This is a genomic window from Pandoraea commovens (assembly GCF_902459615.1).
Classification (GTDB): domain Bacteria; phylum Pseudomonadota; class Gammaproteobacteria; order Burkholderiales; family Burkholderiaceae; genus Pandoraea; species Pandoraea commovens.
The window spans coordinates 177,932-204,263 of sequence record NZ_CABPSA010000002.1 but is presented as its reverse complement, the minus strand read 5'-3'; the positions used below and the strand labels follow the sequence as shown (position 1 = coordinate 204,263).

Genomic DNA, 26,332 nt, shown 5'->3' with positions numbered 1-26,332 from the left:
GACTGCCGTAAACACATCGGTAACGGTGCGCGAGCGGGCTTTTCACCGCGGGGCGTGCCTCTAACTCAAGCCGCGAGATCATGAGCCTAATCAATACTGGCATGAGCGGGCTGAACGCCGCCCAGTTCGCCCTCAGCACCACCGGCAATAACGTCGCCAATGCGGGCACGGCCGGTTATAACCGTCAGATCGTCGACTATTCGCAGGCCGCCAGCCAGTATTCCGGCGCAGGCTACATCGGCACAGGCGTGCTGGTGAACGACGTCTCGCGCGTGTACAGCCAATTCCTGTCGAACCAGACGAACCAGGCACAGACCCAGTACAGCCAGCTCAACACGTACTACCAGCAGATCTCGCAGATCAACAACGCGCTGGGTAGCTCGACGACCGGCCTGTCGGCCACCATGTCGCAGTTCTTCACGAACCTGCAGAACATCGTGTCCGCCCCGGCCAACTCGGCCACGCGCGCGACCGTCGTGTCGTCGGCGCAAACGCTGGCGAGCATGTTCCAGTCGCTCTCCGGCACGCTGTCGACGCTGCGTTCCAGCACGAATGCCAGCATTTCCCAGTCGACCGACCAGATCAACGTCTACGCCAAGCAGATCGCTCAACTGAACGACGCTATCGTGCAGGCGCAAGCCAATGGCGGCGGCGCTTCGCCGAACGACCTGCTCGACCAGCGCGATCAGGCAGTGGCCAACCTGAACGCCATCATCCAGACCAATGTGGTCAAGGCGCAGGACGGCACGTACAACGTCTACGTCGGTAACGGCCAGTCGCTCGTGACGGGCAACTCGGCTTACCAGCTCACGACCATGGCGTCGACCAACGACCCGTCGGAACTGACGATTGCCTACGTAACGCCCAACGGCACCAAGGTGCCGGTGCCGGAATCGTCGATCACGGGTGGCTCGCTCGCCGGTCTGCTGTCGTTCCGTAGCGGCGCGCTGACGCAAGCCCAGAATTCGCTCGGTCAGATCGCCCTGTCGCTCGCGGGCACGATGAACGCGCAGAACCAGCTCGGTCTGGACCTGTACGGCCAGCTCGGCGGCAATCTGTTCACGGTGCCGAACCCGACCATCGTCGCCAACACGAAGAACTCGAACGGCGCGGTGCTCAATTCGACGATTACCGACGCTTCGAAGATCACGGCCAGCGACTACAACGTCACGTTCGACGGCACGAACTACACGATGACCCGCTCGTCGGACGGCGCGAAGTGGACGGCCCCGGTGCCGGGCACCCCTGGCGCACCGCTGGCGTTCACGGACAGCAGCGGTAACGCGTTCAACGATGGTTTCAACGTCACCGTCGGCAACAACGTCGCGGGCGACAGCTTCACGATCGAGCCGACGCGCAATGCCGCTGGCAACATCGGTGTGGCGATCACCGACCCGGGCAAGATCGCCCTGGCCGCGCCGATCCTCGCGTCCACGCCGACGACCAACACCGGCTCGCTCAAGACCGATCAGGGTTCCGTCGACGCCAATTACCTGTCGAATGTGCTGACCGCGCCGGTCTCGTTCACGTTCAGCAAGAACGCCACGACTGGCGCGATCACGCTGGTCGCGCCGTCGCCGATGACCGTGACGGTCAACGGCACGACGACCACGTACGCGGCTGGCGACACCGTTCCGTACGACGCTACCAACGGCGCGAAGATCACGATGAACGGCATGACCGTGAACGTGAGCGGTACCCCGGCCGACGGCGACAAGCTGACGATCTCCCCGAATGCTGCGGGCGCGACGACGGACAACCGTAACGGCCTCGCACTCTCGGCGCTGCAGAACGACAAGACCAAGGTCGGCGGCAAGGACAGCTATGCGTCCGCTTACGCCAATCTGGTCTCGTACGTCGGTTCGACCACGAACACCTACAAGGCGACGAGCGCCGCGCAGCAAACGCTGCTCACGCAGGCGAAGAGCGCCCAGCAGTCCAATTCCGGCGTCAGCCTCGACGAAGAGGCCGCCAACCTGATCAAGTTCCAGCAGCTCTATCAGGCCAACTCAAAGGTCATCCAGACCGCGTCGCAGCTGTTCGACACGATTCTGCAGATGGTCAATTAAGGCTGAGGAGACGGAAAAATGCGTATCAGCACCAGCATGATTTTCGATCAGGGGTCGTCGGCCATGAGCCGTAACGTCTCCGATCTGCTCAACACGCAGGCGCAGCTCTCGTCGGGCAAGCGCGTGACCACGCCGAGCGACGATCCGCTCGCGTCGGCACAGGCCGTGGCCGTGTCGCAAGCCCAGGACATGAACAAGCAGTACGCGACGAACCGAGGTTCGGCGACGACGGCCCTTCAGCTCGAAGACCAGACGTTCGGCAGCATCGTCAACACGCTGCAGCACGTGATGTCGCAAGTGATCGCCGCGGGCAGCCCGTCGCTCAACGACAACGATCGCACGGCCATTGCCACCGATCTGCAATCGAGCTACCAGCAACTGCTCTCGCTGGCTAACACGACCGACGCGAACGGCCAGTACCTGTTCTCCGGCTTCATGGGCAGCTCGGCCGCTTACGTCGCCACGCCGACGGGTGCCAGCTACGCAGGCGACACCGGTCTTCGTTACGTGCAGGTGAGCAGCGGGCGTCAGATTCCGATCAACGACATCGGCTCGAACATCTTCCAGGCGATTCAGCCCGCCACCGCCAGCACGGTGATCAGCGGAAGCCTGACGAACACCGGCACGGCCACGTTCACGCCGGTCTCGACGACCGACGCGAGCAACGCGGCGGCCGATCACCAGTTCTCGATCAGCTTCGCCATCGACAACACGACCACGCCGCCGACGACGAACTACACGGTCAAGGATCTGACGGACACGACCGCGGCGGATGTGACGGGCGCGTACACGTCGGGCCAGCCGATCACGTTCGCAGGCAAGTCGGTGACGTTCACGGGCGCTCCGGCCACGGGCGATACCTACAACGTAAATCCTGCGGGCAAGTCCAGCACGAACGTGTTCGACAACCTGCAAGCGTTGATCAACACGCTCAAGACGCCGATCTCGGCACAAGGTCAGGCCGGTTCGGCTAACCTGAGCAACGCGCTGACCACGTTCAACCAGATGTTCAGCAACACCTACGACAACGTGACGACCGTGCGCACGACCGTGGGCTCGCGCATGAACGAGATCTCGACGCTCAACGACATCGGCAGCGCCAACGATCTCGCTTACACGTCGCAGATGCAGGATCTGCTGGACGTGGACATCATCTCGGCGACGAGCCAGTTCGCGCAGCAACAGGCCGCGCTGCAAGCCTCGCAGCAGACCTTCATCCAGACGCAGAAGCTCTCGCTGTTCAGCCTGCTCTGATCGCAGGACTGTTTGGCACCAAAGCAAATCAGGCCACCTTCGGGTGGCCTGATTTGCTTTGGGCGGCGGAGATTGTCGAGTGTCGACGCAGCCGAGGCGCTATGCCTTCGGCACGAACGCGGCCGTGGCGCGCATCATCATGTCGATGCCGATGGACACGAAGTGGTCCATCACCGGCGCGAGACGCGGCATCATCAGTTCGAGCACCACCAGACCGACACCGAGCGTGAGCGGAAAGCCCACGGCGAAGATGTTCAGTTGCGGCGCGGCACGGTTCAGAATACCGAGCGCAAGGTTACAGATCAGCAGCGCGGCGACGAGCGGCAGCGACAACATCAGTGCCAGCGTGAACAACTGCCCGCCGAGCATGGCGAGGTAATGCCAGCCCATGACCGAGATCGGCGTGCCGGAGATCGGTAGCACCGTGAAGCTTTGCACCAGCGTGGCGTACATCACCAGATGCCCGTTCGTCGCGAGAAAGACCAGCATGATCACGACGTTGAGCAGCATGCCGAGCACAGCGGTACTGCCGTCCGCATTGGGATTGAGCAGCGTGGCAAACGACAGGCCCATTTGCAGGCCGACGAAGTCGCCCGCCATGCTGACAGCGGAAAACACGAGCTGCATGCACCAGCCGAGCGCAGCACCGATCATCATTTGCTGCGCGAGAATCCAGAGACCTTCCCACGAGAACGGCGAGACCGACGGCGCAGGACCAATGACCGGTGCGAGCGTGAGCGCGACGATACCCGCCAGGCCGATCTTCACGGTGCCGGGCACGCGCGAGTCGCCGAAGATCGGCGCCGTCATGGACAGCGAGAGCAGGCGGACGAACGGGAACAGGAACGTCGCAATGACGCCCGAGAGCTGGTCGTAAGTGAAGCTGATCAAGGCTGGCCGATGCCCGATGCCCCGGCTTACCCGACGAGGCCGGGAATGCCGGTGAGCAACTGGCGCATGTAGTCGACCATCAGGTTGAGCATCCACGGACCTGCGACCACGAGCGTGATGAACACGGCGAGCAGCTTGGGGATGAACGACAGCGTCATTTCGTTGATCTGCGTGGCCGCCTGAAAAAGGCTCACGAGCAGACCGGAGACGAGGGCGACGATCAGCAGCGGTGCGGCGAGCAGCAGACAGACCTGCATGGCCTGATGGGCCAGCGCCATCACGGTTTCCGGAGTCATCTCGGTGGCCTCCCCGCTACGTCGTGAAGCTCTGGGCCAACGAGCCCAGCAGCAGTTGCCAGCCGTCGACCACCACGAACAGCATCAGCTTGAACGGCAGTGAGACGGTGGACGGCGAGACCATCATCATCCCCATGGCCATCAGCACGCTGGCCACCACGAGGTCGATGATCAGGAACGGGATGAAGATCGTGAAACCGATCTGGAAGGCCGTCTTCAGTTCACTGGTGGCGAAGGCGGGCACGAGAATGCGCATCGGCACATCTTCCGGACCGTTCATCGGCGGCGTCTTGGCGAGTTTGGCGAACAGGGCGAGGTCCGCTTCACGCGTCTGTTTGAGCATGAACGAGTGAAACGGCTTAGCGCCAGTGTCGATGGCCTGCTCGAAGCTGATCTTGTTCGCCGCGAACGGCTGGTAGGCGTTCGTGTAGACCTGATCGAACACGGGCGACATGACGAAGAAGGTCAGGAACAGCGCGAGGCCGATCAGGATCTGGTTCGGCGGCGAGGTCGTCACACCGATGGCATGACGCAGCAGCGAGAGCACGATGATGATGCGCGTGAAGGCCGTCATCATCAGCAACATCGCGGGCAGAAAGCCCAGCGACGTGAGCAGCAGCATCGTCTGCACGGACAGAGAGTACGTCTGTCCGCCGCCCGGTGCCGGTGTCGTGGTGAAGGCGGGCAGGGTGGCCTGCGCGAAAGCGGAGACGGGCAGGGTCAGCCCGATCAGGCAAAGCAGGCACGCGAGCAAGGCGAGTGCGAGACCCGGCTTCAGACCGGCCATCGGACGGGAAATACGCGCCGGGCCCGGTGTTTGTCCGGCCAGCAACACGCCGCGTGACATCAGGTGTCCTTTTTCATCGTTTCGCGCAGCTTTTGCGCAAAAGCTTGCGCGGCGCGGTTGGCTTGCGCACCCGGATGGGTGACGGCAGGGGCCGGTGATTCGGCGACATGGTCGGCAACGCGATCGGCGTCGATCACATGAAGGCTGCGGACCTGACCCGGTGCCACGCCGAGCACGACCCAGTCGCCAGCCACTTCCACGACGACCACGCGTTCGCGTTGTCCGACGGCCGCACTACCCACGATGCGCACGTTGCCGCCGCCAAGCGGGCGTTGCAGTCCGAAGCGCTTTGCGAGCCACGCCAGCCCGAAGAGCAGCGCCAGCACGAGCACGAGGCCGAAACCCGTTTGTACGATGCCCGCACCGCCGAGGCTCGGCACGGCCGCTGCTTGCGAAGCGGTGCCTTGTGCGTGAGCCATCGAGATGGGGAGGAGGGCCATGCCAGCGGTGGCTGTCATGGCAGCCGTTGCGGCCGGACCGGTCAGAAGGGAGCGCGGGCGTGCAAGCCGTTGCATGGCACTGGCGGCGCTTGCCGCAGCGCGCCCCACGGGCGTGCCGCGGACTTTCAAAGCAATCATCGGTTGAGCTTACGGATGCGTTCGGATGGCGTGATGATATCAGTCAGGCGGATGCCGAACTTGTCGTTCACGACCACCACTTCGCCCTGGGCGATTAGGCAACCGTTGACCAGCACGTCCATCGGCTCGCCGGCCATGCCGTCGAGTTCCACCACGGAACCCTGTGCGAGTTGCAGCAGGTTCTTGATGGCGATTTTGGTGCGGCCCAGCTCCACGGTCATCTGGACCGGGATGTCGAGGATCAGATCGATGTCGTTGTGCGCGGCACCGGCCGGATTGCCGGCGGTCGCGGCGAGCGGCTGGAACACGGGGGCTGCCGCAGGTTGCGGTGCAGCGGCCGCGGCAGGTGCCGGCTCCGAAGCGGTCTGCTCGGCCATGGCACTGGCCCACTCGTCCGCCATGGCCTGGGCGTCTTCACCGGGCGTTTGAGGGGTATCGCTCATCACTCGTTGTCCTTGCTGTAATCGCTGTGCGAATGGTTGATCATCTGGTTCACGCGCAGCGCGTATTGACCATTGAAGACGCCGTAATTGCAGTGCATCACGGGCACGCCGTCGACCTTGGCTTCGAGCACCTCAGGCACGTCGAGCGGGATCACGTCGCCCACGCGCATGTTGAGCAGTTGCGAGAGCGTCATGTCGAATTGGGCGAGGTTCGTCACGATTTCCACATCGGCGGCCTGCACCTGCTGCGAGAGCAGACGCACCCAGCGCTTGTCGACTTCGAGCGTCTCGCCTTGCAGCGGGCTCGAGAGCTGGTCGCGCATCGGCTCGATCATCGAGTACGGCATGCAGATGTGGAATTCGCCGCCCACCGAGCCGAACTCGATGTCGAACGTGGTCGTGACGACGACTTCGTTAGGCGTGGCGACGTTGGCGAACTGCGTGTGCATTTCGGCGCGCACGTATTCGAACTCGACCGGGTACACCGGCTTCCACGACGCGCCGTAGTTCTCGAAGACGAGATCGAGCAGACGGGCGATGATGCGTTGCTCGGTCTGTGTGAAGTCGCGCCCTTCGACGCGGGTATGGAACCGGCCGTCGCCGCCGAACAGGTTGTCCACCACGAGGAACACGAGGTTCGGATCGAACACGAACAGCGCCGTGCCGCGCAGCGGCTTGATGTGGACCAGGTTGAGGTTGGTCGGGACAGGCAGGTTGCGAATGAACTCGCTGTACTTCTGCACGCGCACCGGGCTGACCGAAATTTCGGCGCTGCGGCGCATGAAGTTGAACAGCGCAATGCGGAACAGTCGCGAGAAGCGGTCGTTGATGATTTCGAGCGTGGGCATGCGCCCGCGCACGATGCGCTCTTGCGTCGCGATGTTGTATGGCCGAATGCCGGAATGATCTTCCGACTCCGACCGTTCATCCTGTTCGCCGGTGACACCCTTCAGAAGGGCATCGACTTCTTCCTGCGACAGGAACTCCTCATGCGCCATGAATCACTCACTGAATTACAAACGCGGTGAACAGGACGTCGCCCACGGCTTGCTGCGGCATGTTGGCTGCGAACGGCTGTGCGACCAACGCACGGATTTCGCTCGCCAGACGGCGTTTGCCGTCAATCGTTGCGAGATCCTGCGGCTGCTTCGACGACAGCAACAACAACACTCGGCTACGTACTTCGGGCATATGTTGCGTGATGCGGGCCTGCGTTTCGGCATCTGCCACCTTGAGCGAGAGGCCGATGTGCAGGTAACGCTCGCCGTCTTCGCCCGAGAGGTTCACCGTGAACGGATCCATGCCGACAAACACGGGCGGCGGCGGGGGCGGCGGTGCTTTGGCCGCTTCGCTGCGTCCTGTCAGCAAATACACGGCCGTTGCCGCGCCGGCCGCTGCCATGAGCGCTACCGCCACGATCAACAGAATCCATTTGCGCATGCCCCCTCCGGAGGGAGCCGCGGCTTGCGTCGGTGCGGGATTTGCCATGTATTCGCCTGCTATTGGGTAGTGATTGTCGGCCAACCCGCCTGGGGGTGATCGGCCGAAAAGAAGGGACAATCGCGTCTAACTCGCGTCTTTGTCTTAACGGCAGAAAAACCCGCTTGCTTTAGGGTACTTTGCCGCCACACTGCGGCGCCGCGTCACCCTGTCGCACCTATGGCGACAGCTGGCAGCCCGCGTGGCATGGCGTTTTGCGCCGACTTCCGCGCCGGTCATGCACCTATCGTGTGACCGGCGCCAGTCTCAGGAAAACTTACGCGAAGGTGTCCACAAAGCCGTTGCTGGCACGCACCGGGACGTTCACGGTCGTGGCGATCGGGGCGTCGTCCGCCGTCTGGCCGAAGCCCGGCGTGCCGCGTCCGTTGCCATTGCCGCTACCGTTGCCGCCACCATTGCCGTTCGCACCCTGCTGCGCGAAGGCCTGTTGCTGCGAGCTGTCGCTGCTCACCGTCGCATTGCCGAGCGCGATGCCATTGTTGGCAAGGCTGTCGCGCAACTGCGGGAGCGCAGCCTGAACGGCGTCGCGCACGGCGGCGTGTTGCGAGACGAACATGGCCTGCGCCGAGTCGTTCGCTACGTTGAGCACCACGTGCAGCGGACCGAGATCGGGCGGGTTCAGGCTCAGTTGGGCCGTTTGTGCATGAGCACTCGAGAGCCACACGACTTGCTGCGAGAGCTGGTTGTTCCAGTCCTGCGTGCCAACGCGTGCGTTCAGCGCAAGGGCGGCAGGCAGGTTGGCCTGCGCTTGGAGCTGCGGCTGGGCGTCGACGGCCGGAGTGGCGCTTTGGGCCGCCTGCACGGCGGCTTGCGTCGCGGCGGTGGCGGCTTGCGAGGCGGCGTCGCGATTGCCCTGAGCCTGTGCCAGCGCGTCGGCCACGCGTTGTTGTGCCTGCGCATCGGTACCGGCGACCGACGTTGCGGCCTTTGCGTCCGTTGCCGCCGGTTGGGCGGTCGTTGCGGCGTGTGCGGTGGTGGCGTTCTTCGCCAGCGTGTCGAGCGAGATGCCGCCCGTCGGGTTGGTCGTCGATGCGGCGGGCGTGACGGTGCCCTTGACCGGCGCTGTGGTGGTGGCGGCCGTGCTCACCGGCTTGGCGTCGGCATCGGTGCCTGCCGGGGGCTGGCCTGTCAGTTGGGCGGCCCCTGCCGCTTGAATCGCGCCAGCGACGGCGGCCGTGATGGCAGCGCCGGTGCCCGGCTTGCCGTCGGTCGCCGTGGCGACTGCGTCGCCCGTCGGCGTTGCCGGGGCAGGTGCGGCCGTTTGCAGCGGTGCGTTGTTCATCGCAGCGAGGGCGACGGCCAGTGCCGCGGCCGGATCGCCCGGAGCGGCAGCCGTTTGCGTGTCGTCTTCCTCGTCCTTGCCATCATCGGCATTCGAGGATTTCGAAGGTTTGTTCGAAGCGTTCGCTTGACCGGTTTGGCCGGTCTGTCCCGACTGCGCCGTCTGGCCGGTTTGCCCGGACGACGTGTTGTCGGTCGACTTGGTGCTGTTCGACGAGTCGCTGGACGCATTCGTCTGCTTGGTCTGACCGGCCTGCGCGGCGTTGTTATTCGCGCTGCTGGCCGAGGGCTGGACGGTCTGACGCGTTTGCTGCGAGAGTACCGTGGAGAACGGCAACGCGCTGGCATCGTCGCTGTTCGACGAACCGGCGCGGTTCACGGCTTGCCGGGCAGCGCCGGCGGCATCGGTCAGGAAGCTCAGAATCGACATAGTGGGCCCCTCAATTCCTTCAAATCGGTGATTCGGCACGACGGCGCAGGCTGCGCGCGGCGTACTCGTCGTTTTCTTTCTGCTCGCGACGCGCCACGCGCACAGCGGTGCAGGCTTCTTCGCGCGAGGCGAGCGTGCCGAAGGAGTTCAGGCGGCGTTGCTGTGCCTGCCATTCCCGGCGCGCGACGGTGAGACGCTCTTCCGCTTGCTGGAGCAGCATGGCCTGCTGCCCGATGGCGGTGTCGAGCGTATCGATGAATTGCTGGAAGTTGCGCCAGTCGCATCCCGCCATGCCCTGAATCGTTGCCGTCTGCATGCGCGTGCGGTACTCGTGACGATACTGACGCAGCGCTTCGAGCTGACGCTCGACTTCGGCGCGTTGCGTCTGACGCTCGCCAAGCAGGCGCGCAGCTTCGTCCACGTCCTTCTGGGCGAGTTCGATCAGCAACTTGAGGGGCAGGGTGGAATTCATGGCCGCCTCCAATTAGTGGAACAGTCCGCGCAACTGCTGCACGGCGTCCGGATAACTGGCCCGCTCGCGCATTCCCTGTTGCAGGAAGCCTTCGAGACGGGGATACAGCTCGATCGCCTGATCGAGCATCGGGTCGCTGCCCGGCGCGTACGCGCCCACGTTGATGAGGTCGCGGTTGCGCTGGTAGCGCGAAAGCATCTGCTTGAAGCGACGCACCGTATCGAACTGCGCATCGTCGATGAGTGCGGCCATCGCCCGGCTGATCGACTGTTCGATGTCGATGGCGGGGTAGTGACCCGATTCCGCGAGCTGACGCGAGAGCACGATGTGCCCGTCGAGAATGGCGCGGGCCGAGTCGGCGATGGGGTCCTGCTGATCGTCGCCTTCGGTCAGCACGGTGTAGAACGCGGTGATGGAGCCGCCGCCGTCCGGACCGTTACCGGCACGTTCGACCAGCGCGGGCAGCTTGGCGAACACCGAAGGCGGGTAGCCCTTCGTCGCAGGCGGCTCGCCGATGGCCAGTGCGATCTCGCGTTGCGCCATCGCGTAACGGGTCAGCGAATCCATGATCAGCAGCACGTCTTTGCCCTGATCGCGGAAGTACTCGGCCAGCGTCGTGGCATAGGCCGCGCCTTGCAGGCGCAGCAGCGGCGAGACGTCGGCGGGTGCGGCTACGACGACCGAGCGCGCCAGACCGTCCGGTCCGAGAATGTTCTCGATAAAGTCCTTCACTTCGCGTCCGCGCTCGCCGATCAGACCGACGACGATCACTTCGGCCTGCGTGAAGCGGGCCATCATGCCGAGCAGCACGCTCTTGCCCACGCCTGAACCTGCGAAGAGACCCATGCGCTGGCCGCGTCCCACGGTGAGCAGCGAGTTGATGGCACGTACGCCGACATCCAGCACCGACTCGATGGGCGCACGGCCCAGCGGATTGATCGGCACCGACGCGAGCGAGGCGCTGTCGGTCATGCCGAGCGGGCCGAAGTCGTCCAGCGGGCGACCTGCGGCGTCGACCACACGGCCGAGCAGGGCTTCGCCCACCGGCAGGCGCTTGCCGTTGTGACGTTGCGAAGGGAGTGGGCCGTCGGCGGCGGGTTCCATCGGGAACACGCGCGCACCGGGCAGCAGCCCGGCGACTTCCGTTTGCGGCATGAGGAACAGGCGGTCGCCACCAAACCCGACGACTTCGGCTTCGGCCGTGGCGGGTTCGCGCGAGGCGTCGTGCACGGGCAACTCGATCAGGCAGCCCGCACCGACCGGCAACCGCAGACCGACGGCTTCGAGCACCAGACCGGCGGCGCGCGTGAGGCGACCGCAGCGGCGCGTCGGCTCGACGGCGTGTACGTGCGCGATGCGCTCACGCAACGTGTTCTGCCAGCGGCGCAGGTGTGCGTCGCGCGCGAGTTCGCGGGCGTTCAGCGCGTTGTGCGGTTGCTGTGTTGCGGCGGCCGACGTGTCGACGTCGGTCGCGGAAATTGCGTCGATAGAAGCGTCGTCGCTGGCTTGCGCGGCAGATTCGGCGTGGTCGTCAGCGTCGTGATCGTGATCGTGATCGTCGGGCTGCAACGCACCGGCTTGCACCGTATGCGTGTCGATCTCATCCCACAAACGCACGGTCGGCGTGGTGCCATCGTTCGCCGGGGCGGGCGTGGACGGCGTCGCCTCGTCACGCAGATTCTCGGTGCTGGGCAGCACCGGCGCATGCGCGGAGAGTGGGGTGAGTTCGGCGTTCACCACGGCAGATCCTTGCCCAGTGCGGCCATGACGCGCTGCCAGCGGGTCGCGATGGTGGCGTCGACTTCGCCGCTCGCGGCTTCGGCCTTGCAGCCACCGCGTTCGATGGTGGGGTCGGGGCGCACGGTCCAGCCGGCGGCGCGGAGTTCTGCGCCGACGTGCGACTCGACGAGTTCGACGTCTTCCGGATTGAGCAGCAGACGCGGCGAGCCCGTCAGCGGATCGTTGGCCAGCAGGTCGCGCACGATCGGCAGCAGCGTTTCCGGACGAATCGTCAGCGTCTGGTGCAATGCCTGACGCGCGATGTCGAGCGCCAGTCCAAGCAACGGTTCGGCGACTTCGCGGTCAATGGCGTTCACGGCGTTGCCGAAGCCATGCGCGATATCTGCGAGTTGTGCGGCGCGCGTGTCGACTTCGTGCTTTCCGTCTGCCTGACCTGCGGCATAACCTTGCGCGTGACCGGCGGCATAGCCTTCGGCGTGTCCGGCGGCGCGCGCTTCTTCGCGCCACGCGGCGATCTGCTCGACGAGCGCTGGATCGTCCAGCGGGCTGGGCGGTTGCGGCGGCGGCGGGGCCGGGGGCGGCGGCGGGTCGAACGACGCCATCTCCCAGCGCTGCCAGGCAGAAAGGCGTTCCTTCGGGATGATGGTCGACATGCGCGCGGGCCCCGTTTCGTTACACGTACGCGTCGTCGCCGCGGCCGCCGATCATGATGGCGCCCTGATCGGCCAGGCGCCGCACGACTTGCAGCACCTTCTTCTGTTCGGCTTCGACTTCCGAGACACGGACCGGTCCGCGCGATTCCAGGTCTTCGCGCAACAGTTCGGCCGCGCGGGCCGACATGTTCTTGAAGAACTTCTCGCGCAGCTCCGCCGGCGCGCCCTTGAGCGCGATGATGAGCGACTCGGACTCGATTTCCTTGAGCAGCACCTGAATGCTGCGGTCTTCCACGTCGAGCAGGTTTTCGAACACGAACATCTCTTCGACGATCTTCGCCGCGAGGTCCGAGTCGTAGTTGCGCACGGCCTCGATGACCGATTCTTCGTGCACGCCGCCCAGATAGTTGAGGATTTCCGCAGCGGTACGCACGCCGCCCATCGGGCTGCGCTTGATGTTTTCGCTGCCCGAGAGCAGTTTGGTCAGCACGTCGTTCAGTTCGCGCAGCGCGGCGGGCTGAATGCCGTCGAGCGTGGCGATACGCAACACCACGTCGTTACGCAGACGTTCCGTGAAGAGCGCGAGGACTTCCGACGCCTGATCGCGGTCGAGGTGCACCAGAATCGTCGCAATGATCTGCGGGTGTTCGTGGCGGATCAGTTCGGCCACGGCCGTGGAGTCCATCCACTTCAGACCCTCGATGCCGCTCGTGTCGCCGCCCTGCAGAATGCGTTCGATCAGGCCCGCGGCCTTGTCGTTACCCAGCGCCTTGTTGAGCACCGAGCGAATGTATTCGGACGAATCGAGCGACAGCGCCGAGTGCTGTTCCGCTTCGAGCACGAAGTCCTGCAGCACGTCGGCGATCTGATCGCGCGTGACCTGTCGAAGCTGAGCCATCGCTGCGCCGAGCTTCTGCACTTCACGCGGCGCGAGGTACTTGAAGACCTCCGCCGCTTCATCTTCGCCCAGCGACATCAGGAGGATGGCGCTGCGTTGGAGTCCCTCAGCCGCGCTCATCGCCACCACCCACCCATGCTTTGACTACCGTTGCCACGATCTTCGGATCCTGTCGCGCCACCTGACGCGCGTACTGCAAGTTACGTTCGTAAGCGCTGAGTTCACCGCGCTTGCCGCCTTCGCCGTCTGCGCCTTCGCCTTCACCGCCGTCTGCGCCTGCTGCGCCGCCCGCACCGCCTGCGCCTGCCATCGTCGGCTCGGCCGGCGGCGGCGGGGTCAGGTGCTTGCGGATGGCCGGGCGAATCACGCCGAACCACAGATAGAGACCGATCAGACCGATCAGCACCCACTTGCCGACTTGCTTGGCCAGTTCGATGTTCTGACGCTGACGCCACCACGGCAGGTTCGCTTCCGGATCTTCTTCGACCGTGAACGCGCTGTTGACGATGTTGATCGTGTCGCCGCGCTGGCCGGAGAAGCCGATGGCTTCCTTCGACAGATTCTGGATCTGGTCGAGCTGCGCTTGCGTGAGCGCCACCATCGCGGGCTTGCCCTTGGCATCCGTGCCCGGACGGTAGTTCACGACAATCGCCGCCGACAGACGCTTGAGGCCGCCGGTCGCCTGCTGCACGTGACGAATCGTGCGGTCGACTTCGTAATTGGTCGTGGCGTCCTTGCGGTCGCTGCGCGGGCCTTGCGGAGCGCTGGCGGCGCTTGCCGGGTTGGCGCCTTGCTGGGCGAACTGCTGTTGTTGCTGCTGCTGCGTGATCGGCGCAGTGGCCTGACCCGGCGGCTGGTTCGACAGCGCGCCCGGCACACCACCGGCGGCGTTCGCGCCAATCTGCGAGGCTTCGCTGCTTTGCTGGCTGCGAACGGCTTGTTCGCCCGAGTTCGGCTTGTAGTTCTCCGACGTCTGCTCGACCTGATTGAAGTCGACGTCTGCCGTGACTTGCGCATGCACGTTGCCCGGCCCGACGATGGGGTTCAGGATTGCTTCGATGCGGCGTGCGTAGGACTGTTCGAGTTCGCGGACGTACTTGAGCTGGCTGGCGTCCAGACCCAGCGCGTTACCGCTTTGGGCGGAGAGCAGATTGCCGTTCTGGTCGAGCACCGTCACGTTCTTGACGGGCAGTTCCGGCACGCTCGACGCCACCATGTGCACGATGGCGCTCACTTGCGCGTCATCGAGTACGCGGCCCGGGTAGAGCGTGACCAGCACCGAGGCGCTCGGCTTTTGCTGCTCGCGCACGAACACCGACGGCTTCGGGATTGCGAGGTGTACGCGAGCTGCAGAGACGGCGGAGAGCGATTCGACCGAGCGCGCGAGTTCGCCTTCGAGGGCGCGCTGGTAATTGACCTGTTCGGCGAACTGGCTGATACCGAACTTTTGGTTGTCCATCAGTTCGAAGCCGACCAGACCGCCCTTGGGCAAGCCTTGGGAGGCCAGACGCAGACGGACGTCGTGCACCTGTTCGGACGGCACCAGAATGGCCCCGCCGCCCTCGGCGAACTTGTACGGCACGTTCATCTGCTGGAGCGACGTGATGATGGCACCGCCGTCACGATCGCTCAGGTTGCTGTACAGCACCTTGTAATCGGGGGCACGGCTCCACAGGAAGACGGCGATCAGCAATGCGACGATGGCCGCGCCGCCGATGAGCAACGGCAGGCGCTCACGCGAGCGTAGCTGCGCGAGCAGGGGCGGCTTGGCGGCGACGTCAGCCGTCTGGGTGGCGGCGTTCATGCGCGGCTCCACGCCAGGGGCATTGTGATGACGGTCATCGCGGTGGAAGTGCTCACTAACATGCGACAGAATTCTCCGGGTACGCGTGGCATCGGGGCGCACATCCTCAAGTTGCTAAGGATTGGAAAGAAACCTGGTACAGGTGCGCACGATGCCGATGGTCCTGATTATTCGTTGGTGAATGTGGAATCGTTCTGAGGATTAGGCGGGTCTTTTCCCGTTAATTAAGCTATTGAGGGCTTGCCAAGGGGTGGTAAGCTCCGACGTGACTGATAAAAGGCAATCCGGTGTGGGCTGCGGATGTTTCGCGGGGTACCGGGGTTGTTGTATCGACGCATCGACATAAGCAAGGACAAGCAAAATGGCCATTCCGGGGATCGAATCGGTACTGCAGAAGCTGGGCGGCGTAGCGTCGCAGGCGGCGGGCTCGATCATGGGCACGTCCAGTGCTGGCGTGGGTTCTGCGTCGAAGTCGGGCGGTTTCGCGTCCGAGCTTGAGGCATCGCTCAAGCGCGTGTCGGCATCGCAGAACGGTGCCGAAGCGCAGGCCAAGGCTTTCGAAATGGGCGACCCGGGCGTAGCGCTGAACGACGTGATGGTCGACATGCAAAAAGCCAACATCGGCTTCCAGATGAGCCTGCAAGTGCGCAACAAGCTCGTTTCGGCCTACACAACTGTGATGAATATGCAGGTTTGATGGCTGGCTGAATGACTGCTGAAGGAGCCCCGTCTTTGACGGGGCTTTTTTGTTTCACGTTAGGGCCCGAAAGCCGATTTCATACCGGCTCGGCCTCGACCGTGTTTGGCATGATTCGCATCAGAAACTCGTGGAAGCGAGGTACGGTGAACGCGGCGTCCCCAAGTGGGGCGGTGTATAGCATGCCCTTGGTGACGAGATCGTTGCGAACGGGTTCGAGAAGCGCTGAAGGTAGCCCCATCGCCTTAGCGACGCGGCGTGAGTCGTGAGGCCCCTCACCGAGTTCTGCCATCGCACGCAAGTAGCTTCTCTCCGGCTGAGTCAGGCGTTCAAAACGAAATCCATAGAAGCCGTCGTCTAGCGCGGCGATGGCGGCATCCGAGACGTTATCGACATGATCGGGTGTAATCGGGCTCACGCTTGCCGCTCGCCACGTGAGCTTTCCCCACTGTTGCAGGAAGTATGGGTAAGCCCCCGACTGCTCGACGATGGCGTCAAGTGCGGCTGGCTGAATCGCGACACCCGCCTGAGCGGCAGGCTCGGTGATCGCATCTCGAGCGGCTTCCAGCGTAAGCGGTCCAAGGCGATGGACATCGAACATCCGCTCGGCGTAGGACTTGGCGTCGCCAATGTGCTTGATCATTGGTGGAAGCCCTGCGCCGATAAGAATGACCGGCAACTGAAGCTGGGTGCATCGATGAAGGGCGTACAACAGCGAAGACAACTCGCGCTGCGGCATCCCCTGAAACTCGTCGATGAAGATTGCAAGCACCGTTTGCGCGGCGCGGGCTGCACGCCCCGCTTCAACCATCAATGCGCAAAGATCCAACTCCAGATCGCCACAGTCGGCCAGTCCGGGCTCCGGAGGGTAATCCATTCCGACTTCAATATCGCCGAACGATACTTTCAGTCCCGTCACGAAGCCCGCGAGTGCTCGCAGCCCTCGGGTGACGGCGTCTTCTGCGCTCCGCATTCTGTTCATGCGAAGCAAAGCGACGCGTAGCGCCGGAGCGAGTGAAGCGGGCAACGATTTGAATTCCGGCGCTTCGAGCCGAAGCGTAATCGAGTCACGTTGCTCGGCCTCGTATAGCAATCGTTCAAGCAAAACGGTCTTGCCAACGCCGCGAAGTCCGACTAGCAATTGACCATTGGCATGCCGCCCGATACGAAGGCGTTCGATACAAATTCGAACCTCCTCGCGGATGTCATCGCGACCGGTCAGGGCGGGTGGGGCTGCGCCAGCGCCGGGATTAAAGGGGCTTAAGATGCCGTCCATTGCGATGGGGTTCTAAAAAGAGGTAAGCAAAGCGTTGTGTTTGGCTGTAGCGCCATGGCACTCCAGACGATCGGGATCGCTCGTGATTGCCCTCGATCAGGTTTTGGTCGCTTCCTCAACCTCGTCGTTAGCAACCCACTTCGTATCGGGGGCATCCGCTTCGCGAACGGCTTCCTGAATCGCCTGCAAGACCCAGTTGTCATAGTCCGCGGCGCGTAACGCCGAAGGATTCGGGATCACGGAGAATTCGTTGATGCCCAGGGCGAGCAGGAAATCGGAGACGTCGCTCAACGTCGCAAAGGCTCTTGCGGCAGTCGATGTCGTATCCGCCAGCAGTCGAATCTCATCGTCGACGATGACTTCGATTCGCCAGAATTCCGCCTCTGATATCGCGAACACGCCGGATTTCTCTGCGGCAATCCAATCGAGAAATGCGTCGTGCGAAAGCGTCGGCATAGGCGGGGACATGAAATGTGAGGCGCAAGGCATTGCGCCGGACCGACGAGCGTCGGGAAAAGAGATGAGTTGCATAGTCTTCGGTCAAGAAAGCTGTCTGGAGAGACGGGCGTTTCGCGTGAACGTCCGAAGACTCATGCTATTGACCTGTGCAAACGACGAGACGGGCGTGTCGAATCCCGACGCGTCAGCAACGTCAAATACCTCGGAAAATCAAGCGAGTAGCACGCACTCGCATGGAGTGCAATTCGGAAGCTTCACGCCACACACGCATCAAGCGTGTATGGCGCGACCTAGCGCTTGCGGTGTCAGGCGGACGGGGGTGAGGCGGGGAGTCGTGGCGGGTTTTCGGCGGATGCGTCGGCCGGGACTTCCGGGGGCAGGATGCCCGGGGGGAGCGGGGGCGGTTTGCCGCCGCGTCCGGCTTCCAGCTTGTAGAGCCATGCCAGCAGCTCGGCGACTGCCTGATACAGCTGTGCGGGAATACGCTGATCGAGGTCGACCTGCATCAGCAGACTCACCAGCTCCGGCGACTCGTGCACGTACAGGCCATGCTCGCGTGCCGTGCGCACGATGGTCTCGGCCAGCAGGCCGTAACCCTTCGCGACGACACGCGGGGCGGAATCCTTTGCGCCGTAGGCGAGGGCGACCGCAGTGCGGCGTTCCGGTGGCAACGTCATGCCTCACCTCCGGTTTGCGGCGGGGTATCTGTCACGGGTACGGGTAACGCTGCGACTTCAACATCGGCGGGTGACACGCTGGGCACCGTGGTATCCCCCTGCGCCGCGACCTCACCGGCTTCGTCCAACGCGCCGAACGACAACTGACTCGCGATCAGGCCGACGGCCGCCAGCCGGTGGCGCAGGTCTTCGCCTTCGTTCGACAGTACATCTGTCGACGCCGTCGAGTCGGTGAGCAGGCGTGCCTGCAACTGCTGACCCGATAAGCCCAGCGTGACGTCGATGGTGCCCAGTGACGGCAGCGTCAGACGCAAATGCGTATGCCACGTCGACGGCGCAGCGGCCTCGCCCGGCGCTTGCTGTCCGGGACGCTCTTCGACGCGCCACTCCATCGGCGCGCCGGGCCATGCCATACCGTTCCACTGAAACTGCGGATTGACCAGCATGTCGAGTTGCTGACGGACCAGCGTCACGCTCTCCGCTGGCGTATTCGCGACGGCCGCAATCGCACCCGCCGCACCGTGCTGTTGTGCGTTCGCCGACGTGCCACTTGCCGCCAGCGAGGCATCGCCGCCGTCATGTCCCGTCGGCAGCACGCTGCTTGTCGTATGCGCCACGCTTGCGGCGTGCGCAAGCGCAGTCGCCGTGTTCGGAAGATTCGCACTGGCGCGCAGTCCACCGTCGCTGGTATCGCCCTGAGCGGGGGGCGTGCCGTGCTGGCCGGGTGTGGGATTCGGCGTGGCCGACGGCAGGGACGGTGCCAGGGCGGACGGACTCAACGTCGGCCAGCCAGTGGCCAGCGCAGCCTCGCCGCCTGCCGGGCCGAGCAGGCGCGTCAGCGGCCCGGGCCCGGGCAACGTGGCATCCGCACCGGCCGCACGCAACTGCGCGGCAAGATTGGCGGACGCTGGCCAGCGCAACTGCGGCTCGGCCTGCAACTGCTCGAACGAGCGGCTGCCCGAGGCCCATTGCGACAGATGCGATTCATAGAAGAGGCCACTCGCCGACAACGCTTCCTTCAGCGCGGCAGCAACGAGCGGTGCCAGCGCCGGAGCGCCTGTGCCGGGTGCCGCAGGCCACACCGGCGCGCTCGCCTGCACGGGGCCGGGCGAGTCGGGGGCAAGACGCAGAATGGTATCGATGGTGCGCGCAGCGGCGGACAGCGTCGCCTGCTGAACCGGCGTGGGGACACGCGCGGCCGTTTGCGACGTTGCATTGCCCAGCGCGACGGCTGTGGGTGAGGTCTTGGTGGCGAGGTCGCCGAGTGCGGAAGTGGCGTCGCCCGTCGGCTGTGAACCGGCGACGGCGTTGGGCGCGGTCGTCGAAGACACCCCCACGCCGAGTAATGTGTCGAGCCGCCGTGCGAGTGTCGTGGCCAGAACCGAGTCGAGACCGGCCATGCCTTACTCCGAAATGCGGGCGATGTGACGCGCGGCGCGCGTCAGGCGCCCAGGTTCAGGCCGTAGACTTCGTGCAGGGCACGTTGACGGCGCGTGCTGTTGATCATGGCGTCCAGGTGCGCCAGATGGGGCACCGCGAGATCGCGAATGGCAGCATCGTCGGCCAGAATGCGGCGGATGATGGCGTGCTTGCGCGTACGCTCGTCGTCGGACAACGGCAGATCGGCGTCGAGTTGCTTGATCGAGTCGACCTGTGCGCGATACTGCGTCTCGAGATCGATGAGGGCATCCCAGTCGCCATCGCGCGCCACACCGAGCATGCGCTCCGTGAGACCGGCAATACTTTCGTAGCAGTTCAGCAAAGTCGTGGCTTCATTCATAGCGCACTCCGGTGCCCGCCTGCGCGGCGGGGGCACCCGTGCCGGCAGCCGGGGCGATCGCTCGCCAGGCCGATGCAATTGTCTCGAGCAGGGTGTCGACTTCTTGAATCTTGGCTACGTTGTTCTCGAGGTTAGCTTCGAGAAGACGTCGCCCCATGTAGTCGTAGAGATCACGCAAATTGCGCGACAGTTCCCCGCCGACTTCCATATTCAAACCATCGCGCAGACCGCCGATGATCTCGATGGCTTTCGAGATGGCTTGCCCGCGCTCGACGATATGGCCAGCTTCGAAGTGAATGCGGGCTTTGGTGAGCGCAGCCTTGGCACCGTCGAACAGCATCACGATGAGCTGGTGCGGGCTCGCGGCGACGACGCCGGTTTCGAGCCCGACTTTGCGATACGCATTGGCGGCGTTCTGACCGTACATGACTCTTTGCCCCGCTTACTTCGAAGACGAGGAAGAAGAACCGCCGAGCACCTGCTTGAGGTAGTCGCTGGTGTTCTGGAGCTTAGCCATCGTCGCGTCGAGCGCCGTGAACTGCGCCAGATAACGGTTCTGCATCTGCGTCATCTGGTCTTGCCAGTCGGTTTCCTGCTGCTTGATCTGCTTGATCGACGTGTTCAGGTTGTTCGTCGCGCTTGTCACCGCGCCCTTGGCGCTCAGGAAGTCGCCGACCTGCGTGTTCAGCAGCGATGCGAAGCCCTGTGAGAAGCCGATGTTGCCGCGATTGCCCGTGGCCGTGCCCGACACCGTGACCTTGAGGCCGTCGATCGGGGTGCCTGCGGCGCCGGTAAGGGTCTGACCGCTACCGACTGCGGTGAAACCGCCGATGGTGCCGACGACGTCCAGCCCGGTCGTGGTGTTGTTGCCGTTGAACAGTTGGTTGTAGGCCGAGCCACCTGTGACGATCACTTTCGACGCCGAGCCGTAACGGTTCGACGTGATCGTCAGAATGCCGTTGTTCGACGCCACCGACACGCCCGACTGGGCAGTGGTGAACTTGCTGTTGCCGTTGATCGCGGACTGAATGGCCGAGGCCAGCTTGTCCTGCGTATAAGTGCCCGGCGGGATCAGCACGCTGGCGATGTTGCCATCGAGCGAGATCTGAAGTTCGTTGCTGCCAGCGGCAATCGTGGTCGTCGCACCCAGCGTGATCGCGCCGGTGGTGGTGCCTTGCGTGGCGGCCTGCGAAATGTTGATGCCGTACTGGCCCGGCTGCGTCGCGTTCGTCGAGCTGGTGAAGCTCACCAGACTGTCGGTCGTCTGACCGTTGGTCGCGAACAGCGAGGCGAGCGCGTTGAAGCCGTTCGTCGAGTTCATCGCCTTGTTCAAGGCGGTGGTGTCGACGGACAGCGTGCCGTCCTTGTTAAAGCCCACGCCAACCTGCGCGAGCGATGCGAGGCCCGTCGAGCCGACGCCCGGCAGCTTGCCGTTCAGAATCTGGGTCAGACGGTTCTGCACGAGCTGAACCGTCGAGTCGCCGATCAGCGGACCGTTGTTCGCGCCGTTACCGGCCGAGTCGAACGCGGTGAGTTTGCCGATCGTCGATTGCAGCGTGTTGTAAGCCGAGGCGAACGACTGCACGGCTTGCGTGACGGCCGCAGAGTTGCGGCTGGTCGTCACCGTGGTCGAGCCGACCTTCGTCAGATTGAGCGTGACGCCGGTGACCGATTTGGTCACAGTGTTCGTGGCGCTGGTAACCGCCAGACCGTTGATGGTCAGGTTAGCGTTTTGCGCGGCGCTCGTTTGCGTCAGGTTTTGCGTGCCGGTCGGATCGTTGGCGAGCAGGTTGGTGACCGTAGGGTCGCCGCCAGCGGCCACATCGACCTTCATGCTCATGTTCTGGCCCGTCGTCTTCGAGGTGAGCACGAGACGATAAGGCGTGCCGCTGCCGTCGTTGACGATCGTCGCTACGGCGTCGCCGTTCTGCGCGTTGATCGCGTCGCGAATGCCGGTCAGCGAGTTGTTGGTGCTGTCGATCGTGAGGTTGATCGGCGAGGAGCTGGCGTTGGCGGCGAAGCTCGCGCCCGAATATTTACCGTCCGTCAGCGTGCCGCCCGTGATCGTGCCAAGGGTGATCGTCACCTTGGTCGACGTGCCCGTGCCGATCGTACTCGTCTGGCTCGAAAAGCCCGATGTGGTCAGACTTTGCGCCTGAGCGAGCTGCGAGACGGCGATGGACCACTGGCTGACGTTGGCCGTCGAGTCGGCGGTGGCCGACAGGATCGTGTTGTCGCCGACTGCCGCTGCGACTTGCAGGAACTGCGAAGCGCTGGAGAGCGTGTTGAGTGAGGTCTGGAACGCAGACAACGCCGATTGCAGCTGGCCGATGGCGGAAAGCTTCGTGTTGTACGCCGCTTCCTGGTTTTGCAGCAGAGTGAGCTTGTTCGTGGCAGGCGTCATCAGACTCTTGACGAGTGCATTGACGTCCAGGCCTGACCCGATCCCTGGGGAGGAAATTGTGCCCGGTCCGTTAGAAGTTGCCATGATGTGCTCTCACTCCGTTGAATTGATCGTTGCTACCCGGACCGCCCAAAAATGCGATGGCCCGTAAAACACGCGGCGGCGGCACCGTTTCGCAGTGACGCCGCCGTCGACCCGGCGGACTCGCGCCCACCGGGTGTGTCAAGCACTACTCCGGTATTACTGGAGGAGCTTGAGCACTTGCTGCGGCAGCTGGTTAGCTTGCGACAGCATCGAGATACCCGCTTGTTGCAGGATCTGCGAGCGGGTCATGTTAGCCGTTTCCGCTGCGTAGTCCGTGTCCTGAACGCCCGAACGTGCCGAGGTCAGGTTTTGCGTCGTTGCCGACAGGTTGCTCACAGCCGACTGGAAGCGGTTTTGAATTGCGCCCAGCGTTGCGTTGAACGAGTCAGCCGTGCCGATGGCGGCGTCGATCTGAGCGACCAGCTTGGTAGCCGAGTCAACCGTCAGTGCGTTAGCCGTCGAGAGGCTGCCGCTCACTGCCGAGCTGCCTGCTGCCACGCCGATTTGCGTCAGCTTGGCGGCGGTGCCACCGACCGTGAAGTTCTGGCTCGAAACCAGGTTCAGCTTGCCGGTCGAGTCGACGAATGCCGTCACGCCGCTGCCGCTGGCGCTGATGGCGTCAGCCAGTTCGCCCACGGTCTTGAACGTGCCGGTGATCGACGTAGCCGTGGCCGAGCCAGCGGCTTGCAGCGTCAGGTCGGTGCCCGTCAGGGTCAGCGGCGACAGAGCCGTCTTCACGCCGGTCGACGAACCCGTACCCGTCGTAGCAGCCAGGGTGGCCGGGACGGTGACGCCGGTCAGGCCGGTCGTCGTCATGTTGATCGCAGCAGCGGTCGTGTTGGTGAAGTCGATTTCACCCGTCGTCGCGTTAGCGGCGGCGATGTTCGTGCCAGCGGCCGTGTTGATCGCGGCGGCCAGGTCGGCTGCCGTGTTGTACGTGCCGTTCGCAACTGCCGTGCCACCGACCGAGATCGAGTTGGCGGCGTCGAGCGTGATCGAACCGAACTTGGCAGCCGTCGTTGCCGTTGCCAGAGCAACGCCACCGATCGAGCCGGCGCCCATGTTCTGGCTCAGCGAGACCGAGATCGACTGGCCGGCGTTAGCGCCAACCTGGAAGTTCGCCGTGCCCATCGTGCCGTTGAGCACCGACAGACCGTTGAACTGCGTTTGTTGTGCCGTGCGGGTGATTTCCGACAGACGTTGCTGAACTTCCTGGTCGATAGCGGCGCGGTCCGAAGCCGAGTTCGTGGCGTTCGTTGCTTGCACTGCCAGCGTACGGATACGTTGCAGGTTGTCCGAGATCGACGACAGGCCGCCAGCAGCGGTCTGCACCAGCGAGATGCCGTCGTTGGCATTGCGCTGAGCTTGCGTCAGACCGTTGATCTGCGACGTCATACGGTCGGTAATGGCCAGACCGGCGGCATCGTCAGCGGCGCTGTTGATGCGCAGGCCCGACGACAGACGCGTGATCGACGTTTGCAGGCTGGATTGCGACGTGCTCAGGTTACGCTGGGCGATCGTCGAGAAGATGTTGGTATTGATGACAGATGACATTTAGCCACTCCTTTCCCAAAATTTTTTGGCTCCGGCTTAAGCGCCGTAACTTTGGCTCACCAGCCAATCGCCGAAAGCCGCCGTTGTAGGGGATATCGGACGGCCATTGGGAAAATTTAGGGTGGATTTGCAAAATGCTTTGCCAGCCCCCATCGACTTGCCAGGCCGATGTCGGAAAAACGCTAGTAAGCCAGTCTACAAAATTCCTCCACGATTGATCCGTCAAGGAAAGGGGCAATGTGCCGCCTATTCATGCCCTGTAAGGCTCGGAGAGGTGACGAGGCGCTGACCGCCGTCGGCGATTCCCGATGGCGCGGTCGGTAATTCTCAAGCGGCGGAAACCCCGCCCGGTGGATGAAAAAAATTTTCGCGTCGCCGTGAAAATTCCTCTAAGGGCCGCGCATCGACCGTCGAATGTGTCCCCGGAAATGCGCGTGGCCCGCGATTGCGGGCCACGAAGTGAGTACTTAGTTCTTAGGATTCCCGGCGGAATCTGGCAGGAAATGTGGTGACGCTGTTGCGCCCCTCGCCGTGATCAGGCGCAGACCGGCCCCATCTCCGCGCTGACCAGACCGTGTTGCATCACGTAATAGGTCAGCTCGGCGTTGTTATTCAGACGCATCTTCTCTAGCAGACGCGTGCGATACACGCTCACGGTCTTGACCGAGAGCGACAGCGCGTTGGCGATGTCGGTGAGGCGCTTGCCCGAGCCGATCATGCACAGCGTCTGGTATTCGCGATCCGACAGACGTTCGTGCGGCGGCTGGTCGGCGTCCGGTCCGAGATAGTCGGCGAGCGTTTCGGCGACCATCGGACTCACGTATTTGCGGCCCGCGGCGACTTGTCGCACAGCCGAGACCAGTTGTTGGGCATTCGAGCGTTTGCTCAGGTAGCCGGCGGCACCCGCCTTGAGCGCGCGTAGCGCGAACTGACCTTCGCCGTACATGCTGAAGATCATGATCGGCAGACGCGGGTGTTTGCGTCGCAGGGTCTTGAGAATCTCGAGACCGTTGGTGTCCGGCAGCGAGATATCTAGCAGGACGATGTCCCACTGCGCCGCGTCGGTCATCTCCAGCGCTTCTGCGCCGCAGTCGGCTTCGCCAATGACGGCGATACTCCCGCTATCGGAGAGCAATTGCCGGACGCCCTGGCGCACGATGGCGTGGTCGTCGACGATGAGCACTCTAAGCGTCATGATGCGTATCCGTGAAGAGCAAGCGATTCCGGGCCGTGCTGGCCGGTCGGGGCAGGCAGGATCTGATGCCAGGGAAGCCGTGCGCTGACGAGCGTCCCCGATCCTTGAACACTGCCGATACGTAGCGTGCCGCCGAGCGCCGTACAGCGCTCGCGCATGCCAACCAATCCGAAATGTCCCTGCTTGCGACGCGAGCCGCGGGCCAGCCCGCAACCGTCGTCGGAAATCGTGAGTTTGAGTGAACGGTGGCTGCCATCGAGCGCCACGACCACGCGCGTGGCGCGGGCATGACGGGCAACGTTGGTCAGCGCTTCCTGAGCGATGCGATACAACGCCAGCACCGCGTCGGGAGTGAGGTTCGCAACGCGCTCGCGCGTCACGTCGTCGCAGCGCCAGATGCACGTGAGACCGCTTTGCTCGCCAAAGCCGCGCAGCCATACGCGCAGCGAAGTGACGAGGCCCGCATCGAGCACGGGTGGGCGGTTGCGTCCGACGAGTTCGTCGGCCGCGTCTTGTGCAGCGTTCGCTACGTTCTGAATCTGGGTGCAGAAGGATTGCCACTCGGCGGCGTCTGCGGGCGCGCGCGTCGTGAGACGTGCGACGACCAGTTGCAATGCCGTGAGGTGAGCGCCGAGCCCGTCGTGCATCTCCTGCGCGAGTCGCGTGCGCTCGGCTTCGCGTGCCGCGTCGATCTTGCGTGCGACCGTCTGCGGCGACGTGGCGCGCGTGTGCAACGCGTCGTCAATCGACACGCGACGTCTCGCAGCCTGTGCGGCAGGATCGACGAGAAACGGCATGGAGGCAAATCCCTGAGAGAAAAAGTCCCGTGCCGCAACCCACGCGGCGAGACCCACATTCAATTTAACAAACTTTACATTTCGTCACAATTACACGCGGCGGGCACCCGCATGGTTGACAGCGATGCGTAACTATTTGATTTGGATCAAGAAGTTTTCGCTTGCTTGAGGGGATTTCTGCGAAGACCCTGAATATATCAGGGTTTGTCCTAGCGTATCCAGTCGAGCGTATGTTTCAAACGACATTCTCGGT

At 63.7% G+C, this 26,332-nt stretch carries 26 protein-coding genes; 3 read left to right on the top strand and 23 right to left on the bottom strand.

Going from position 1 to position 26,332, the window contains the following annotated elements; genetic code table 11:
• Positions 1 to 80: 80 nt before the first annotated feature.
• Positions 81 to 2,069 carry a flagellar hook-associated protein FlgK gene (flgK, locus tag PCO31010_RS07160; RefSeq protein ID WP_150663667.1) on the top strand — a complete coding sequence of 663 codons (1,989 nt, stop codon included), beginning with the start codon at positions 81 to 83 and terminating at the stop codon, positions 2,067 to 2,069.
• A gap of 18 nt (positions 2,070 to 2,087) precedes the next feature.
• A complete protein-coding gene (gene flgL, locus PCO31010_RS07155) occupies positions 2,088 to 3,323 on the top strand; it encodes a flagellar hook-associated protein FlgL (protein ID WP_150663666.1) in 1,236 nt (411 codons plus the stop codon).
• A 99-nt stretch (positions 3,324 to 3,422) separates the two neighbouring features.
• Here flgL and fliR read toward each other — a convergent pair whose 3' ends face one another.
• From fliR to fliF, 13 genes are all read right to left on the bottom strand, one after another.
• Positions 3,423 to 4,214 carry a flagellar biosynthetic protein FliR gene (gene fliR, locus PCO31010_RS07150; RefSeq protein WP_150663665.1) on the bottom strand — a complete coding sequence of 264 codons (792 nt, stop codon included), beginning with the start codon at positions 4,212 to 4,214 and terminating at the stop codon, positions 3,423 to 3,425.
• A 26-nt stretch (positions 4,215 to 4,240) separates the two neighbouring features.
• Positions 4,241 to 4,510 (bottom strand): flagellar biosynthesis protein FliQ, encoded by a 270-nt coding sequence (fliQ, locus tag PCO31010_RS07145; RefSeq protein ID WP_039394013.1) that lies wholly within the window; start codon positions 4,508 to 4,510, stop codon positions 4,241 to 4,243.
• Positions 4,511 to 4,526: 16 nt separating this feature from the next.
• The gene (fliP, locus tag PCO31010_RS07140; RefSeq protein WP_150664171.1) at positions 4,527 to 5,297 is read right to left on the bottom strand and encodes a flagellar type III secretion system pore protein FliP; all 771 of its coding nucleotides are present in this window, start codon (positions 5,295 to 5,297) and stop codon (positions 4,527 to 4,529) included.
• 59 nt (positions 5,298 to 5,356) lie between these two features.
• The gene (gene fliO / locus PCO31010_RS07135) at positions 5,357 to 5,815 is read right to left on the bottom strand and encodes a flagellar biosynthetic protein FliO (protein ID WP_174984471.1); all 459 of its coding nucleotides are present in this window, start codon (positions 5,813 to 5,815) and stop codon (positions 5,357 to 5,359) included.
• 116 nt (positions 5,816 to 5,931) lie between these two features.
• Positions 5,932 to 6,378 (bottom strand): flagellar motor switch protein FliN, encoded by a 447-nt coding sequence (fliN, locus tag PCO31010_RS07130; protein WP_150663663.1) that lies wholly within the window; start codon positions 6,376 to 6,378, stop codon positions 5,932 to 5,934.
• Positions 6,378 to 7,376: a flagellar motor switch protein FliM gene (fliM, locus tag PCO31010_RS07125; RefSeq protein WP_039394002.1), complete on the bottom strand. Its 999-nt coding sequence runs from the start codon at positions 7,374 to 7,376 to the stop codon at positions 6,378 to 6,380. Before fliM ends, fliN begins: the two co-directional genes overlap by 1 nt.
• A gap of 7 nt (positions 7,377 to 7,383) precedes the next feature.
• Positions 7,384 to 7,818 carry a flagellar basal body-associated protein FliL gene (gene fliL / locus PCO31010_RS07120; RefSeq protein ID WP_231965115.1) on the bottom strand — a complete coding sequence of 145 codons (435 nt, stop codon included), beginning with the start codon at positions 7,816 to 7,818 and terminating at the stop codon, positions 7,384 to 7,386.
• Positions 7,819 to 8,134: 316 nt separating this feature from the next.
• Positions 8,135 to 9,589: a flagellar hook-length control protein FliK gene (locus PCO31010_RS07115; RefSeq protein ID WP_150663662.1), complete on the bottom strand. Its 1,455-nt coding sequence runs from the start codon at positions 9,587 to 9,589 to the stop codon at positions 8,135 to 8,137.
• A gap of 19 nt (positions 9,590 to 9,608) precedes the next feature.
• Entirely contained in the window at positions 9,609 to 10,061 is a 453-nt protein-coding gene (gene fliJ / locus PCO31010_RS07110; RefSeq protein WP_150663661.1) for a flagellar export protein FliJ, read from the bottom strand.
• Between the two features lie 12 nt (positions 10,062 to 10,073).
• On the bottom strand, positions 10,074 to 11,450 hold the full coding sequence (gene fliI / locus PCO31010_RS07105; RefSeq protein WP_267919856.1) for a flagellar protein export ATPase FliI: 1,377 nt from the start codon (positions 11,448 to 11,450) through the stop codon (positions 10,074 to 10,076).
• A gap of 344 nt (positions 11,451 to 11,794) precedes the next feature.
• Positions 11,795 to 12,454: a flagellar assembly protein FliH gene (gene fliH, locus PCO31010_RS07100; RefSeq protein ID WP_150663660.1), complete on the bottom strand. Its 660-nt coding sequence runs from the start codon at positions 12,452 to 12,454 to the stop codon at positions 11,795 to 11,797.
• 19 nt (positions 12,455 to 12,473) lie between these two features.
• Positions 12,474 to 13,472 carry a flagellar motor switch protein FliG gene (gene fliG, locus PCO31010_RS07095; RefSeq protein WP_150663659.1) on the bottom strand — a complete coding sequence of 333 codons (999 nt, stop codon included), beginning with the start codon at positions 13,470 to 13,472 and terminating at the stop codon, positions 12,474 to 12,476.
• Positions 13,459 to 15,156 carry a flagellar basal-body MS-ring/collar protein FliF gene (gene fliF / locus PCO31010_RS07090; protein ID WP_150663658.1) on the bottom strand — a complete coding sequence of 566 codons (1,698 nt, stop codon included), beginning with the start codon at positions 15,154 to 15,156 and terminating at the stop codon, positions 13,459 to 13,461. The genes fliG and fliF overlap by 14 nt, the downstream gene beginning before the upstream one ends.
• A 361-nt stretch (positions 15,157 to 15,517) precedes the next feature.
• Between fliF and fliE the strand changes: the two genes are divergently transcribed.
• Positions 15,518 to 15,853 carry a flagellar hook-basal body complex protein FliE gene (gene fliE, locus PCO31010_RS07085; RefSeq protein WP_150663657.1) on the top strand — a complete coding sequence of 112 codons (336 nt, stop codon included), beginning with the start codon at positions 15,518 to 15,520 and terminating at the stop codon, positions 15,851 to 15,853.
• 79 nt (positions 15,854 to 15,932) lie between these two features.
• Here fliE and PCO31010_RS07080 read toward each other — a convergent pair whose 3' ends face one another.
• From PCO31010_RS07080 to PCO31010_RS07035, 10 genes are all read right to left on the bottom strand, one after another.
• On the bottom strand, positions 15,933 to 17,129 hold the full coding sequence (locus tag PCO31010_RS07080; RefSeq protein ID WP_150663656.1) for an ATP-binding protein: 1,197 nt from the start codon (positions 17,127 to 17,129) through the stop codon (positions 15,933 to 15,935).
• Between the two features lie 96 nt (positions 17,130 to 17,225).
• The gene (locus PCO31010_RS07075; protein ID WP_150663655.1) at positions 17,226 to 17,597 is read right to left on the bottom strand and encodes a hypothetical protein; all 372 of its coding nucleotides are present in this window, start codon (positions 17,595 to 17,597) and stop codon (positions 17,226 to 17,228) included.
• Positions 17,598 to 17,893: 296 nt separating this feature from the next.
• The gene (locus PCO31010_RS07070; protein ID WP_150663654.1) at positions 17,894 to 18,265 is read right to left on the bottom strand and encodes an EscU/YscU/HrcU family type III secretion system export apparatus switch protein; all 372 of its coding nucleotides are present in this window, start codon (positions 18,263 to 18,265) and stop codon (positions 17,894 to 17,896) included.
• Entirely contained in the window at positions 18,262 to 19,665 is a 1,404-nt protein-coding gene (fliK, locus tag PCO31010_RS07065) for a flagellar hook-length control protein FliK (protein WP_150663653.1), read from the bottom strand. Before fliK ends, PCO31010_RS07070 begins: the two co-directional genes overlap by 4 nt.
• A gap of 41 nt (positions 19,666 to 19,706) precedes the next feature.
• On the bottom strand, positions 19,707 to 20,045 hold the full coding sequence (locus PCO31010_RS07060) for a flagellar protein FliT (RefSeq protein ID WP_150578041.1): 339 nt from the start codon (positions 20,043 to 20,045) through the stop codon (positions 19,707 to 19,709).
• Positions 20,038 to 20,472 carry a flagellar export chaperone FliS gene (fliS, locus tag PCO31010_RS07055; RefSeq protein ID WP_150663652.1) on the bottom strand — a complete coding sequence of 145 codons (435 nt, stop codon included), beginning with the start codon at positions 20,470 to 20,472 and terminating at the stop codon, positions 20,038 to 20,040. Before fliS ends, PCO31010_RS07060 begins: the two co-directional genes overlap by 8 nt.
• 15 nt (positions 20,473 to 20,487) lie before the next feature.
• The gene (gene fliD / locus PCO31010_RS07050; RefSeq protein WP_150663651.1) at positions 20,488 to 22,533 is read right to left on the bottom strand and encodes a flagellar filament capping protein FliD; all 2,046 of its coding nucleotides are present in this window, start codon (positions 22,531 to 22,533) and stop codon (positions 20,488 to 20,490) included.
• A 156-nt stretch (positions 22,534 to 22,689) separates the two neighbouring features.
• Entirely contained in the window at positions 22,690 to 24,087 is a 1,398-nt protein-coding gene (locus tag PCO31010_RS07045) for a flagellin N-terminal helical domain-containing protein (protein WP_150663650.1), read from the bottom strand.
• Between the two features lie 535 nt (positions 24,088 to 24,622).
• Positions 24,623 to 25,282 (bottom strand): response regulator, encoded by a 660-nt coding sequence (locus PCO31010_RS07040; protein WP_010807699.1) that lies wholly within the window; start codon positions 25,280 to 25,282, stop codon positions 24,623 to 24,625.
• Entirely contained in the window at positions 25,279 to 26,079 is an 801-nt protein-coding gene (locus tag PCO31010_RS07035; protein ID WP_150663649.1) for a sensor histidine kinase, read from the bottom strand. Before PCO31010_RS07035 ends, PCO31010_RS07040 begins: the two co-directional genes overlap by 4 nt.
• Positions 26,080 to 26,332 lie beyond the last annotated feature (253 nt).

Excerpts from the sequence above, each read along its gene's own strand:
- flgK (WP_150663667.1), top strand. The coding sequence starts at position 81 with ATGAGCCTAATCAATACTGGCATGAGCGGGCTGAACGCCGCCCAGTTC.
- flgL (WP_150663666.1), top strand. The coding sequence starts at position 2,088 with ATGCGTATCAGCACCAGCATGATTTTCGATCAGGGGTCGTCGGCCATG.
- fliQ (WP_039394013.1), bottom strand. The coding sequence starts at position 4,510 with ATGACTCCGGAAACCGTGATGGCGCTGGCCCATCAGGCCATGCAGGTC.
- fliP (WP_150664171.1), bottom strand. The coding sequence starts at position 5,297 with ATGGCCGGTCTGAAGCCGGGTCTCGCACTCGCCTTGCTCGCGTGCCTG.
- fliO (WP_174984471.1), bottom strand. The coding sequence starts at position 5,815 with ATGACAGCCACCGCTGGCATGGCCCTCCTCCCCATCTCGATGGCTCAC.
- fliN (WP_150663663.1), bottom strand. The coding sequence starts at position 6,378 with ATGAGCGATACCCCTCAAACGCCCGGTGAAGACGCCCAGGCCATGGCG.
- fliM (WP_039394002.1), bottom strand. The coding sequence starts at position 7,376 with ATGGCGCATGAGGAGTTCCTGTCGCAGGAAGAAGTCGATGCCCTTCTG.
- fliL (WP_231965115.1), bottom strand. The coding sequence starts at position 7,818 with ATGCGCAAATGGATTCTGTTGATCGTGGCGGTAGCGCTCATGGCAGCG.
- PCO31010_RS07115 (WP_150663662.1), bottom strand. The coding sequence starts at position 9,589 with ATGTCGATTCTGAGCTTCCTGACCGATGCCGCCGGCGCTGCCCGGCAA.
- fliJ (WP_150663661.1), bottom strand. The coding sequence starts at position 10,061 with ATGAATTCCACCCTGCCCCTCAAGTTGCTGATCGAACTCGCCCAGAAG.
- fliH (WP_150663660.1), bottom strand. The coding sequence starts at position 12,454 with ATGTCGACCATCATCCCGAAGGAACGCCTTTCTGCCTGGCAGCGCTGG.
- fliG (WP_150663659.1), bottom strand. The coding sequence starts at position 13,472 with ATGAGCGCGGCTGAGGGACTCCAACGCAGCGCCATCCTCCTGATGTCG.
- fliF (WP_150663658.1), bottom strand. The coding sequence starts at position 15,156 with ATGAACGCCGCCACCCAGACGGCTGACGTCGCCGCCAAGCCGCCCCTG.
- fliE (WP_150663657.1), top strand. The coding sequence starts at position 15,518 with ATGGCCATTCCGGGGATCGAATCGGTACTGCAGAAGCTGGGCGGCGTA.
- PCO31010_RS07080 (WP_150663656.1), bottom strand. The coding sequence starts at position 17,129 with ATGGACGGCATCTTAAGCCCCTTTAATCCCGGCGCTGGCGCAGCCCCA.
- PCO31010_RS07075 (WP_150663655.1), bottom strand. The coding sequence starts at position 17,597 with ATGTCCCCGCCTATGCCGACGCTTTCGCACGACGCATTTCTCGATTGG.
- PCO31010_RS07070 (WP_150663654.1), bottom strand. The coding sequence starts at position 18,265 with ATGACGTTGCCACCGGAACGCCGCACTGCGGTCGCCCTCGCCTACGGC.
- fliK (WP_150663653.1), bottom strand. The coding sequence starts at position 19,665 with ATGGCCGGTCTCGACTCGGTTCTGGCCACGACACTCGCACGGCGGCTC.
- PCO31010_RS07060 (WP_150578041.1), bottom strand. The coding sequence starts at position 20,045 with ATGAATGAAGCCACGACTTTGCTGAACTGCTACGAAAGTATTGCCGGT.
- fliS (WP_150663652.1), bottom strand. The coding sequence starts at position 20,472 with ATGTACGGTCAGAACGCCGCCAATGCGTATCGCAAAGTCGGGCTCGAA.
- fliD (WP_150663651.1), bottom strand. The coding sequence starts at position 22,533 with ATGGCAACTTCTAACGGACCGGGCACAATTTCCTCCCCAGGGATCGGG.
- PCO31010_RS07045 (WP_150663650.1), bottom strand. The coding sequence starts at position 24,087 with ATGTCATCTGTCATCAATACCAACATCTTCTCGACGATCGCCCAGCGT.
- PCO31010_RS07040 (WP_010807699.1), bottom strand. The coding sequence starts at position 25,282 with ATGACGCTTAGAGTGCTCATCGTCGACGACCACGCCATCGTGCGCCAG.
- PCO31010_RS07035 (WP_150663649.1), bottom strand. The coding sequence starts at position 26,079 with ATGCCGTTTCTCGTCGATCCTGCCGCACAGGCTGCGAGACGTCGCGTG.